This window comes from uncultured Oceanicoccus sp. (genome assembly GCF_963968385.1).
In the GTDB taxonomy this organism is placed as follows: domain Bacteria; phylum Pseudomonadota; class Gammaproteobacteria; order Pseudomonadales; family Dasaniaceae; genus Oceanicoccus.
Map to the genome: position 1 here is coordinate 1 of NZ_CAXAHB010000048.1, position 12,933 is coordinate 12,933.

The following is a 12,933-nucleotide window of genomic DNA, read 5'->3' on the forward strand; positions in this document are numbered from 1 at the left end:
CCTTCTGTGGATAGGGGCGTCTTGGTAATAATATTGACTGAGGCTGTGGTAGCGTTAGCCCCATCAGCGGGAGCGTTGGCACCGCGGATCACTTCGATATAGTCAATATCATCTAGGTCTATGCCCAGAGTTGACCATAGCACCGCATTCTCCGCGGGTTCGTAAACCGAGCGGCCATCGATTTTGACTTCCATCCGATAGGAGTATTCCTGCGGAAAACCATGGTAGTTAATCGCAGGGCGACCGTAGTGGGGCATATACACCTGAAAGCCGGGAATTAATCGAAATAAATCCACGATTTCTACAGCAGCGGAGGCGGCGATCATTTTCTGATCAATAATCGATACTGAGGCTGGGGCGTCTGAAATAGTCTGCGGAAAGTGGCTGGCACCCGTTACCACGGGGATATCACCGAATATATCCTCTTCCGTTACCAAGCCGCTGCCAGCAGCGACAGGCAGGCTAAATATAAGGCCAATGGTTAGAAATATATTAGAGACAGAGCGTTTGCTAGTGGCTCCAAGCAACTTTTGAGTCATAAACATCCCGTTTTTTATTATTAAATAAGCTATCCGGACGTTATTAACTCAGAAATATGCCTTATGCACAATAGATAATTTTCAGGTGAAGAGAATTTTATAGTGTGCTGATGGTTGTTTTTATGGTTTTTACCAACGCTAGAATAGTTACCTGCTCGACATCAGCCTTTAATGCTGAGCGCAGTTGATTGATCTTGACAGTAACATCCTCTGTGCCGAACATACCCGAGAGCCCCAGCATTTCATGGATAATCTCGGCGGTGTTATCCATTTGCTGGCTGTTGACCGCCTGTTCCAAAATTTGCACTAGGCGGTTAAGTTCGTCTTTGAGTGTCTCTTTTGAGGCCACGGCGTCCAGTAGCCCGGCGGTATTACAATGTCCATTTTCCACCACTGTTCTGCCCACTAGTTCAGTAATGGTTTTAATCAGTTGCTGTTCATTCAAAGGCTTAAATAAAAGATCGACCGCGCCGGCTTGGAATAAAGCCTGGCGTTCATTTTCCATAATATTGGCGGTTAATCCTATAACTGGAATGCCTTCCTCTCCGGCCAATTCGGCAATGCGCAGTGTTGCTGCTATACCATCCATAACCGGCATATGAATATCCATCAGTACCACGTCTACAAAGTGCTGTTCAAATTGCTCGATAGCTTGTTCACCATTGTCGGCGGTCACAACTTCGGCACCTAATAACTCAAGCATTAACTGGATCAGGTGTTGGCTATATTGATTATCTTCAGCAACCAGTATTTTTAACCCTCTGAGATGTTGGGCCATTGCCGTAGGTTGGGTATCGCTGGCTGAGCTGACACCCTGCAGCTCTTGCAGTTTGTTGAGCAAAACATGTCGGCGTAGCGGTCTAGATAAATGGTGGATGGGTGCAGCCTCACGCCAGTAGGGCTCAGTAAAATGATTATCCCATTCGCTATAGCTATTAAGAATAACGATTGGGCCAGTAAAGGATTTTCTAATATCAGCTAATTGCTGTGCTATATAATCATTATCTGTACAGTCGGGTGCGAGCCCAAAAATCACTACATCAGTGCTATTATCGTTGCCGAGTTTGTCCACTAAACTCTGCTCTGAATGGGATAAAAATACTTTGCCATACCAGTTGGTTAGCAAGCTACTCAATGCCTGGCGCGTCCAGCGGTTAGGTTCAAATGCGACAATATTAAGTGGGATTTCTGAGCCAACAACCGAAGGGGTAGTCTTGCCCTCTGGAGAGGTATTTTTCATTAAGGGTAACTCGACAACAAAGGTGCTGCCTTGATTCGGTTCGCTGTCAATGCTGATGCTGCCATCCATTAAATCCAGCAACTGTTTGCAGATCACCAACCCTAAGCCGGTGCCGCCAAAGCGACGGGTAATCGAGTGATCAGCCTGAGAAAATGGTTTGAATAAACGGCTTTGGCTTTCCTTATCCATGCCAATACCTGAATCTTTAACCTGAAAGGAGAGTCGGGTTTTATCAGCATAATCCTCAACTATGGTGATATGTAATACCACGTCACCCAGCGGAGTAAACTTAATAGCATTGCTCAGTAGGTTATTAATCACCTGTTTAATACGGGTGGAATCGCCTTGCAAGTTAGTCGGAACATCGGGGTCGATAATTAGAACCAATTCTAATGATTTGGTATGAGACTGGTAGGCGTGCATAGCGAGCAGGCTTTCCATGGCATCGCGCAAATCAAATTCGATGACTTCAATCGTGAGTGCTTTTTCCTGCAGTTTCGAAAAATCCAAAATACCATCAATCGTGCCCATCAATAAATCTGAGGCGCCAACAATATTGCCACTGTATTGTTTTTGGGTTTCATCCATTCCAGATCGTTGCAATAAACGAGAAAAACCGGCGATGGCGGTTAAAGGCGTGCGCAATTCATGGCTCATTCTAGCCAGAAACTCATCTTTAGCCGTCATGGCTGATTTTAATTCTTGCTGGGTTTTTTCCAGAGTAGTGTTTTTATCGCCAATATTTTTTAATGCCAGAACCAATTGTTGGGTAGATTCTTCTACTCGCTGTTCGAGTTGCTTCTGTGAGGTGGCGACGGTGGTTGCCAAGCTGTTAATGCCCTTGGCCAATGTTTGTGTTTCTAGAGGCCCCGCCTCTTGTGCCCGGCTGTCGAAATTGCCTGCGCCAAGATCATTAACCGTTTTTTCCAGTGCTAGTATGGGTGCTGAAATACTGCGCCCGATTCTTAAAGCTAGAATAGAAATGATCAATACCACGCCCAAGGTGATTGAGCTGATAAGATAAAGATTGGACTGTTTCTGCTGATACAGTGGTTCCATACTGATAGCCAATACCACCCAACCATATTGCTCCTGCTCAAAATCATCATCACTTTGTTCTTCAGAGCTAAAATCAGACAGCTGTTTGGTGTTAGCAATAATGGGTTTGCAGATATGCAAATAATCAAGGGTATTAAAGCTGCTTTGTTCTATGCAGGGTTTTATATAATCAGCAGTCATAATATTGGGATTGCCGGTAACGGCAATTAATTGATTGCTACGGTTGATAAACCCGACACTGGCCGTAGAGGGGAAACGCAATGCGCCGAGGCCTAAGGTTTCCAGAGAAGCACGATCTTCTGCGTACATACTTAATTCTGCCGTAGCCGCAAGAAACGCTGCCGTCGACTCGCCAGAGTCTATTAAAGAGCGAGTCAATGATTCATTGTGGTTTGATAGGCTAAGCCAAGATAGAGCCGAGGCAACAATCAAAATCGGTGCTATAGAGGTAAGGAGCAAACGTTGGCGAATGCCTTTAAGGTTTGTCCAATCACTCATGGAGTTGATTTCTCCTTGGCTTGTAACTGCTGTTGGTAATACTCGGGTTGCTGTAGTTGAATCCGAAGCGAGCGACCGACCGAACGGTTCAGGGCAACGGAGAAATATTGATTGTTATCTGTGCCAGCCGTTGCCTTGGGTATATCCTGTTGCAGTTGCTTGGCTATAGTAGTTGTAACAGTAGTTGCAACTGTGGCTGCAACCCTGGTTGCAACATTGTCGGGTGAAGAAAAAACAGCAGCCAGTGCGCCGGCATCAACATATTTTTTTGAGTAGGCAATAACGGGTTTGTTGTAGCGATAGCTTAGCGGCAAGATCCATTTGGCCGCCAGTTGATTGATATATTTTCGATCTGGCAGCACTACAAAAAAATCGCTGCTACGCATAATCGGTTCAATCACTTTTATCGGATTGCTATCGGGTTTGAGCAAAGCAATATTGATAGTCAGCCCCAGTCTTTCTGCCTGGGCTTTGATATCGGGTAGTTTGGCTTTATTGGAAGGTCCGATTAATACACCGATAGTTTTAGCCTCGGGCACAAGCTGTAATCCAAGGGTAAAAAATCGCGAGATCGGTTGATTAATCAATAACGGCGTTATCTCCAGATTCAGAGCTTGTTCTGCACCGCCTAAATGATTATCCACCAATTGTGCAAAGCTGGAATGGGTAATCAGCGCATTGATCATCGGTCTATCGGGGTATTGCCGGTAGGCAAAAGCGGCTGCCTTGGTGCCAATCGAAACGATTAAATCTTTGGGGTTGGATGCTCTAACAGCTGCATTGGCCGTTTGGGAGTCATTGACTTCAATAATAGATTTATCAATCTCAATGCCTGTTTTGATTAATGCCTGTTCGGTAGAGTGGATAATATGTTGGGGGATACCGTCATTTTTAGTCACCACAAAGGTAACCGCATTACTACCAGCTTGCGCCACCATCGGCACATACAAAACCATCGCAGCTAGTAATAGCGGCGTGGTTAAAACCCTTTTAAATGTCGATCCAATCCTTGTCATTAATTATTTGTCTTTTTTGTTAAGCCAAAAGCTTATTAACCGTATTGCTGATTCACTATCTTTTTAGGCAGATTGATTATCATTGAGCAGGCCAAATTTTTGCGCCAGCAAGCCGATTTGTGTTCGGTTCTTTAAATCCAGTGCTCGCAGTATGGCGCTGACATGCACCTTAACCGTATTGCCCGATAGCTGTTTTTCCAGAGCAATCACTTTGTTAGATTTGCCTTGCCCTATCAGCCTTAAAATATCCAATTGCCGATCCGTTAGTGAAGTGAGTATCGTGTCCAGACCAAGGTCAGGCAAATGTTCTGAATCCGACATATCCGGCTGTTTAATGCGTTTAAGTTTGTTGGATAAAAAGGTACCGCCAGACAAGACCTTTTCAACTGCATCGGCCACCTTTTCTATGGCCTCACCTTTATTGATAAAGGCCGAGGCACCCAAATCCATACATTGTTGCATATGCTGCTGACTGTCTGTGGCAGACAGCACCACTACCGGCAATTTTGGCTGCTGTTTGCAGAGCTTGCGGAGGAAAACAAAGGCGGTTTCGCCAGGCATAAATAAATCCAAAATGGCCACATCAAAATCCATTTCAGCCACTTTAGCGAGTGCATCTTTGCCGCTGAGGGCCTCAACACATTCCGCTGTTGTGTAGAGCCGGTTGAATAAATCCTTTAAGGCGGTTCGAATTAACTGATGATCATCAACAATTAGGATTCGCATATTGTGCTCACTATCGGCTGAGAATAACTTATTAGTAGAGTAGGGTTATTCTCTAATGGATAAGGAAATACAACAATACTCCAAAAGTATTAGTTTTTTTGGCCTTAATTTGCACTAACTAGTGCTTTGGCTGTGCCTGATTTGGCTTCCAATGGCCCTATTATCGCCGCAGTTAGCAAGGCTGGGGGCCTAATGCGTTATCGATGCAGCCTCCCGTTCAATCATTAATATCTCTTCGCTGATATTAATTACCGCATCCGGCGACACTTCCTGCTGACAGTCTGTATGCTCAAAACGAACCCCAAAGCGGTAACCGCTGGGCGTATGGCTACGGTTGCAGACCAGACCATTGACCTCGGCGATAGTGGCGTCATCAGTGCTTATAAGCAGCGACAGAATATCGCCGATAGCAAAATTGTGGTCGGTTTCAAGCCCAATACCAAAACGATTAAAGTCAACGGTGCTGATAGTGCCTTGTTCCCAATCACCGTCATTGCGCAATGACTTAATCAGCACCTTGATATTGCTGGCGGGATAGCGAGGGTGGCTACGACGTTCAGTCGGTTTGTTCATAGCTAGGTTCCCGTTGCCACGGATATCTGGCAATACTCTAACATGATTTTATTATTGCGGGGGTAGGCTGACTTTGTCTGGCCTTACCCTGACTGATAAACTATGTTTGCATTGAATCAACCCTAGTTGTCGGCCGCTTTAATAGCAAGCCAGTGACAGCTATAACATCGATTATAACCTCCATGGAAAGCTGCATGAGCGACAATAGTGACAAGCCGGTAAGCATAGGCCCTTGGCAACGTAAAAGCCGCAGCCAAGTGTATGAAAATCCTTGGATTAATCTGACCCATGAAGAGGTGATAACGCCGGCAGGTACTGAAGGCATCTATGGAAAAATCCATTTTAAACACCGAGCTATTGGCATTATCCCTCTCGATAAAAATCACAATACCGTGTTAGTCGGTCAGCACCGTTATGCGTTGGATGAGTACAGCTGGGAAATCCCCATGGGCGGAGGACCATTAAATGAAGACCCCTTGCAGTGTGCCCAGCGCGAATTAAAAGAAGAAACGGGATTATACGGTGGTGATTGGCAGCCGTTATTTAAACTGCATACCTCCAACTCCGTGACCGATGAACAGGGCTATGTTTTTTTAGCCCGCGATCTAATACAGGGTGAGCAGGCATTGGAAGATACCGAAAAGGATCTAGTAGTAAAGCACTTGCCGTTTAGCGAGGCGATCAAACTGCTGGAGCAGGGCGGCATTACCGATGTTATTTCTATTGCCGGCTTATTGGCGGTGGAAAAAATCATCAATGCTCAGGGGTGATAGCGAACCGCACTGATATAAAGTTCCCGTTCGCCCTCCGGTGTTTTAAACACCACCTCATCGCCAATAGATTTTCCCAGTAAAGCTTTTGCCAGAGGCGAGTCCATACTCAGCTTGCCCAGACTGAGATCAAACTCATCCGGACCAACAATCCGATAGCTTTGTTTACGACCGTCCTGTTCTTCTACCGTGACCCACGCACCAAAAAATACTTTGCTTTGGTTGTCGGGAATGCGGTCAACCACCTCAAGTTTATCCAGGCGACGAGTAAGAAAACCGACCCGACTGTCAATTTCCCTAAGCCGTCGCTTGCCGTAAATATAATCGCCATTCTCAGAGCGGTCACCATTTTTGGCAGCTTCATGAACCGTATCGGTAACCTGTGGGCGCTCCACCTTCCACAATTGATAAACCTCATCCCGCAACGCCTTCTCACCTTCGGGGGTGATATAAAATGATCCGGGTTGGCGCGGTGGACGATAACGGCCCATCAGTCTTCCTCATGCTGCTGGAGCAGCGTATTATAGCCCTATTCATCGCCGGTGCGGGATTGTGTTGCTGGCTTTTATCTAAACCGAGGTTTTTGTGCGTCGTTTACTCTTTAAAGTATTTGCCAGCTTGTTCGCCTTATTATATTTACCTTCTACAGTTGCGGCCTTGCAGCTAACAGGGCAGATGCAACAGGGTGGGCTGGTTATCGGGCAGGTTGAGCCGGATAGTTTGGTAACGCTGGATCAGCGAGCGGTTAAGGTCAGCAAGCAGGGCGTGTTTGTAATTGGCTTTGGGCGCGATGCTAAAGCCAATGCCGAGTTAACGATAGAAAACGCCAACGGCGATAAAACCACCAAGACCCTGACCATTGCTGCCCGCCAATATAATATTCAACGCATTGAAGGCATTGCCAAAAAAATTATCAGCCCCAGCGCGGCCAATATTCAACGCAGTCGTGAAGAAGCGGCACAGGTGCGCAAGGCCAGAGCGCAATTTTTAGACCGGATGGATTTTCTCAGCCAGTTCCAATGGCCGCTAATAGGGCCAATAACAGGTGTTTATGGCAGTCAGCGTGTTTATAATGGCGTGCCGGGCCGGCCTCACTATGGGATTGATATAGCGGCGCCAATGGGTGCGCCTGTTTCTACTCCGGCACCGGGCATAGTGACCTTAGTCCATCAGGATATGTTTTACTCCGGTGGCACGCTGATTATTGACCATGGCTATGGCGTATCTTCAACCATGATTCATCTCAGCAAGGTAATCGCAAAAGTGGGGGATCAGGTTGTACCGGGCGATATCGTGGCAGAAGTCGGCGCCGGCGGCAGAGCCACCGGGCCGCATTTAGACTGGCGAATGAATTGGATGCAACAGCGAATTGATCCGCAATTATTAGTGCCACCGATGCCAGCGCAATAAAATACTGGTTGTGAAAGCAAAAAAAACAGAGGATATATATGATCGACAGCAAACTACTTAGCATTCTGGTCTGCCCGGTGAGCAAGGCGCCGTTAGACTATAACGAGCAAAACCAAGAGCTAGTCTGTAAGGCCAGCGGTCTGGCTTACCCTATTCGCGATGGCATACCGGTAATGCTAGAAAATGAAGCTCGCCAGCTCAGCGCTGAAGAAAAACTGGGTTAATACCCATAGCAAGTTACTGGGCGTTAAAATTTTTGCAGAAACTACCCTAAATACCGGCTGATATTCGGCCTTTTTCCCTGCTTTCCTATATACTTAGTCGCCATGTTTGTGGCGTTAAACTGGCGCCTTACAATAGCCAATGATAATAATGGCGAACCAGATTGCTACTAAGGTAACACATGAAAAGTTCTGAAATCCGCGAAGCCTTCCTCAGCTATTTTGAGCAAAAGGGGCACACCCGCGTCGCTAGCAGCTCGCTAGTGCCCGGCAACGACCCCACATTGTTATTTACCAACGCGGGTATGGTGCAGTTCAAAGATGTCTTTTTAGGGCAGGACCCACGTTCCTATAGCCGCGCCACCAGCTCACAGCGCTGTGTTCGCGCCGGCGGCAAACATAACGATCTAGAAAATGTTGGCTACACCGCCAGACACCACACCTTTTTTGAAATGCTGGGTAACTTTAGCTTTGGCGATTATTTTAAGCGCGATTCAATCAGCTATGCCTGGGAGTTTTTGACTGGCGAACAATGGCTCAATATTCCCGCCGATAAACTGCTTGTCACCGTCTATGCCGACGATAATGAAGCCTATGCGATCTGGAAAGATGAAATGGGCCTGCCAGCGGAGCGCATAATTCGTATCGGCGACAACAAAGGGGCGAAATACGCCTCGGATAATTTCTGGTCAATGGGTGATACCGGCCCCTGTGGCCCCTGTACCGAAATCTTCTACGACCACGGCGAAGCCATTGCCGGTGGTCCACCCGGTTCCCCCGATGAAGACGGCGACCGCTTTATCGAAATCTGGAATAACGTGTTTATGCAATATAACCGTTCTGCCGATGGCACCCTGCAGGATTTGCCCGCTCCCTCGGTTGATACCGGTATGGGCTTAGAGCGCATTGCAGCCGTTATGCAAGGTGTGCATAGCAATTATGAGATCGACTTATTTCAAAACCTGCTTAACGCCGCCGGCAAAATCCTCGGCGTCAGTGATACCACCCACACCTCGCTGCGGGTTATTGCTGACCATATTCGCTCCTGTGCCTTCTTGATTGTTGATGGCGTACTGCCCTCCAACGAAGGCCGTGGTTATGTGCTGCGGCGCATTATTCGTCGCGCTGTGCGGCACGGTAATAAATTAGGCGCTACTGACGCCTTCTTTTATCAATTGGTTGGTCCGCTTGCCGCTGAGATGGGTGAGGCCTATCCGGAACTAACCAAACTTCAACCGGCACTAGAAAAAGTGCTACTAACCGAAGAGCAACAGTTTGCCAAAACCCTCGATCAGGGTATGAAAATTCTCGAAGCTGACCTAGCGCAATTAAACGGCACCGAAATCCCTGGCGACACCATTTTTAAACTGTACGATACCTATGGTTTCCCCGTTGACCTTACCGGCGATATTGCTCGGGAGCGCAACCTCACTCTAGACCAAGCCGGCTTTGAGCAAGCGATGGAAGCCCAGCGACAACGCGCTCGCAGTGCCAGCAACTTCACCATGGACTTGGCCGAAGGTGTCAGCATTGACGGCAGCACCGCGTTTACTGGTTACCAGACATTATCCGACCGCGGTGAAATTACCGCATTGCTAAAAGACGGCGCGCCGGTTAGCAGCTTGGCGGCAGGTGAACAGGGCGTAGTAGTGCTTGCCAGCACCCCCTTCTATAGCGAATCCGGTGGACAAGTCGGTGACAGCGGTCTGCTGCATAATGCCGCGGCGCGTTTTGAAGTATCAGATACCACCAGCAGTGGTGATAACCATCTGCACCATGGCGTACTGAGTCAAGGCAGCCTGTCGCTAGGTGATACCCTTGAAGCCGAAGTCGATAGCTCAATTCGCCATGCAACCGCCTTAAACCACTCGGCCACCCACCTGCTGCATGCCGCCTTAAGAAACGTATTGGGCGATCATGTTACCCAAAAAGGCTCGCTGGTTGATGCACAAAAACTGCGCTTCGATTTCTCCCACTTCGAGGGCGTCACCGCGGCGCAACTGGCAGAGATAGAAGCCATGGTTAACGCCCAAATTCGAGCCAATAGCGCGGTAGAAACCACCGTCACAGATATGGACCATGCCCGCGAGCTGGGCGCAATGATGTTATTCGATGAAAAGTACGGCGATGAAGTCCGAGTACTGGCCATGGGCGATAACCACTTCTCGGTCGAACTATGCGGCGGCACCCACGCTACCAGAACGGGTGATATTGGTATGATGCGTATTACCTCAGAATCCGGTGTTGCCGCGGGTACTCGTCGAATCGAAGCCGTGACCGGCGCAGCGGCGCTTGAGCTATTTGACCAAACAGAAGCCTGTGTGGCGGAAATTGCTGGCATGGTCAAAGGCTCCAAAGACAATGTCACCAGCAAAGTTAAACAATTGTTAGATAGCCACAAGCAATTAGAAAAACAGTTAGCGCAGTTAAAAGCAAAAATGGCCTCTGCCGCTGGCAGTGATCTTGCCGCTCAGGCAGAAGACGTGGCTGGTATTAAAGTCATTGCCAGCCAGCTTGATGGCGCCGATATGAAAACACTGGATACCACCGTATCGCAATTAAAAGACAAACTCGGTTCGGCTGTAGTTATGCTAGCCAGCATTGATGGCGAGAAAATCAATCTGGCCTGTGGTGTCACCAGTGATCTTACTGCTCGGCTAAAAGCCGGTGATTTAATGAAGCATATCACCGCGTTGGTCGGTGGTAAGGGGGGTGGCAAGCCCGATAAGGCCAAAGGGGCCGGTTCAGATATTGCTGCGCTGCCAGATGCCTTAACCGCGGTAAAAACTTGGGTAGCAAACGCGGACTAATCGGCAGCAAAGTATCGCTACAAACCCTGTAAAGGCAGTAATTTTAATAAATAAAGCCGGTTATTGATTTAAAAGCCCAGCCCCAGTCCGGATATGGTTTTATTTAGCGGCATTATAGTGTTTAATTGCGGCCCTCTTGAGGCGGCGTTAGCTGTTGTTTAGCGGCAATAAGCTTAGAACACCGGCTCAAAGTTTTACCCTTTAATCGGTTTGGTTGAGACTGTTTGTAAAAAGTATGAGTTTAATCGTCCAAAAATTTGGTGGCACCTCGGTCGGTACGGTCGAACGCATTGAGTCGGTGGCCGACAAAGTAGCCGAATTTCGCCGTCAGGGCCACGATATGGTAGTTGCTGTCTCGGCCATGAGTGGTGAGACCAATCGCCTCATTGCCTTGGCCAAAGAGATCGAGCAACAGCCAACACCGCGTGAGATGGATGTCTTGGTATCCACTGGCGAGCAAGTCACCATTGCCTTATTAAGCATGGCGCTTAACAAGCGCGGCTGCGAGGCCCGTTCCTATACCGGTTCACAGGTGCGGATACTGACCGACAGCGCGCATAACAAAGCGCGAATTAAAGAGATAGATGAGCGCCATATTCGTGCCGATCTCGATGCTGGCAGAGTGGTAGTGGTGGCAGGTTTTCAAGGTGTCGATGAACATAACAATATCACCACCTTGGGCCGTGGCGGTTCAGATACCACTGCCGTGGCATTAGCGGCGGCCTTAAAAGCCGACGAGTGTCAGATATATACCGATGTCGATGGCGTCTACACCACCGACCCAAGAGTGGTTGATAATGCTCGTCGCCTTGATCGAATTACCTTTGAAGAGATGTTGGAGATGGCCAGCCTGGGCTCCAAGGTCCTACAAATCCGCGCCGTAGAATTTGCCGGTAAATATAATGTCCCCCTGCGAGTGCTACACAGCTTTCAGGATGGCCCCGGTACATTGATAAGTTTAGAGGAAAATAATGCTATGGAGTCTCCAGCCATATCGGGCATCGCTTTTACCCGTGATGAAGCCAAACTCAGCATCTTGGGTGTTCCAGATACCCCGGGCATCGCTCACCGAGTTTTAGGGCCTATTAGTGATGCTAATATAGAAGTTGACGTCATCGTGCAAAATACCGCCGCTGATAACACCAATGACATTACTTTTACCGTCCATCGCAATGATATGGCCAAGGCCGAATCGATTTTGCAGGCTACTGCCAAGGAACTGGGCGCCCGTGAAGTAGCCACCGATGCAAAAATCGCCAAAGTGTCTATTGTCGGTGTGGGTATGCGCTCCCATGCTGGTGTTGCCAGCAAGATGTTTAAAACACTGGCAGAGGTTAATGCCAATATTCAGCTAATTACCACCTCGGAGATTAAAATCTCAGTGGTAATCGATGAAAAATTCCTAGAGCTAGTGGTCAGAGCCTTACATTCCACATTTGATTTGGACCAAAAGATCACAGACCACAGCTAGGGTTTAGCCTATCCGTTACAAGAGGTAACCAGGAAGAAAGTTGCTGTTGGCCAACTACAGACTTTGTGTGTAGTTGGCTTATGGTTAGAATTGACTCGTCATACCACAACAATAAATAGGTCAGTTAGCTCAATACAATGAGCTAAATGCTGAGGAGAGGACAATGTTAATTTTAACCCGCCGTATTGGCGAGACGTTAATGATCGGTGATGAAGTCACCGTCACGGTATTAGGCGTAAAAGGCAGTCAGGTACGTTTAGGTATCGATGCACCGAAAGAGGTGTCGGTTCATCGCGAAGAGATTTACCAGCGCATCCAGAACGAGAAGAACGATAATGTTGGCAACAAATAAGACGCCGCCGTCTTGTTTTCAAGCCTTTGATTCTCTAGCAAATATGGTATCATGCCGCGCTCGATTTATAGGGCCTAGGCCGCTGTAAACGCAACTGGTGCGACCAGTATAAAAACCGCAAAAGTTCATCTGGAGAAGTGGCCGAGTGGCTGAAGGCGTGCCCCTGCTAAGGGTATATATCAGAAATGGTATCGAGGGTTCGAATCCCTCCTTCTCCGCCATTATTAAAGCCTAACTAGTTGATAGTT

The 12,933-nt window shown here is 47.8% G+C and carries 12 protein-coding genes and 1 tRNA gene; 7 read left to right on the forward strand and 6 right to left on the reverse strand.

From position 1 onward, the window contains the following. From AACP44_RS06400 to AACP44_RS06420, 5 genes are all read right to left on the reverse strand, one after another. Positions 1–539: TonB-dependent receptor plug domain-containing protein (locus AACP44_RS06400; RefSeq protein WP_339339646.1), on the reverse strand; the 539-nt coding region annotated here is incomplete at its 3' end. Between the two features lie 97 nt (positions 540–636). Further along, the gene (locus tag AACP44_RS06405; RefSeq protein WP_339339647.1) at positions 637–3,336 is read right to left on the reverse strand and encodes an ATP-binding protein; all 2,700 of its coding nucleotides are present in this window, start codon (positions 3,334–3,336) and stop codon (positions 637–639) included. Then, a complete protein-coding gene (locus AACP44_RS06410; protein ID WP_339339648.1) occupies positions 3,333–4,352 on the reverse strand; it encodes an ABC transporter substrate binding protein in 1,020 nt (339 codons plus the stop codon). Before AACP44_RS06410 ends, AACP44_RS06405 begins: the two co-directional genes overlap by 4 nt. A 63-nt stretch (positions 4,353–4,415) precedes the next feature. After that, the gene (locus AACP44_RS06415; RefSeq protein WP_339339649.1) at positions 4,416–5,078 is read right to left on the reverse strand and encodes a response regulator transcription factor; all 663 of its coding nucleotides are present in this window, start codon (positions 5,076–5,078) and stop codon (positions 4,416–4,418) included. 189 nt (positions 5,079–5,267) lie between these two features. Continuing rightward, positions 5,268–5,651, reverse strand: coding sequence for a PilZ domain-containing protein (locus AACP44_RS06420; RefSeq protein ID WP_339339650.1), 384 nt, complete (start codon positions 5,649–5,651; stop codon positions 5,268–5,270). 194 nt (positions 5,652–5,845) lie between these two features. On the opposite strand from AACP44_RS06420, the gene AACP44_RS06425 reads away from it, so the two are divergent. Continuing rightward, positions 5,846–6,421: an NUDIX hydrolase gene (locus AACP44_RS06425; protein ID WP_339339651.1), complete on the forward strand. Its 576-nt coding sequence runs from the start codon at positions 5,846–5,848 to the stop codon at positions 6,419–6,421. On the opposite strand, the gene greB is transcribed toward AACP44_RS06425, so the two are convergent. After that, positions 6,412–6,912, reverse strand: coding sequence for a transcription elongation factor GreB (gene greB / locus AACP44_RS06430; RefSeq protein WP_339339652.1), 501 nt, complete (start codon positions 6,910–6,912; stop codon positions 6,412–6,414). The genes AACP44_RS06425 and greB overlap by 10 nt on opposite strands. A 94-nt stretch (positions 6,913–7,006) precedes the next feature. Between greB and AACP44_RS06435 the strand changes: the two genes are divergently transcribed. From AACP44_RS06435 to AACP44_RS06460, 6 genes are all read left to right on the forward strand, one after another. Beyond that, positions 7,007–7,831 carry a M23 family metallopeptidase gene (locus AACP44_RS06435; protein ID WP_339339653.1) on the forward strand — a complete coding sequence of 275 codons (825 nt, stop codon included), beginning with the start codon at positions 7,007–7,009 and terminating at the stop codon, positions 7,829–7,831. 38 nt (positions 7,832–7,869) lie between these two features. Then, complete coding sequence (locus AACP44_RS06440) at positions 7,870–8,055, forward strand: Trm112 family protein (protein WP_339339654.1); 186 nt, start codon at positions 7,870–7,872, stop codon at positions 8,053–8,055. A gap of 179 nt (positions 8,056–8,234) precedes the next feature. Continuing rightward, complete coding sequence (gene alaS / locus AACP44_RS06445; protein WP_339339655.1) at positions 8,235–10,862, forward strand: alanine--tRNA ligase; 2,628 nt, start codon at positions 8,235–8,237, stop codon at positions 10,860–10,862. 235 nt (positions 10,863–11,097) lie between these two features. Further along, the gene (locus tag AACP44_RS06450) at positions 11,098–12,333 is read left to right on the forward strand and encodes an aspartate kinase (RefSeq protein WP_339339656.1); all 1,236 of its coding nucleotides are present in this window, start codon (positions 11,098–11,100) and stop codon (positions 12,331–12,333) included. A 163-nt stretch (positions 12,334–12,496) separates the two neighbouring features. Further along, complete coding sequence (gene csrA, locus AACP44_RS06455; protein WP_339339657.1) at positions 12,497–12,685, forward strand: carbon storage regulator CsrA; 189 nt, start codon at positions 12,497–12,499, stop codon at positions 12,683–12,685. A gap of 131 nt (positions 12,686–12,816) precedes the next feature. Beyond that, positions 12,817–12,906, forward strand: a tRNA-Ser gene (locus AACP44_RS06460). Positions 12,907–12,933: the final 27 nt, after the last annotated feature.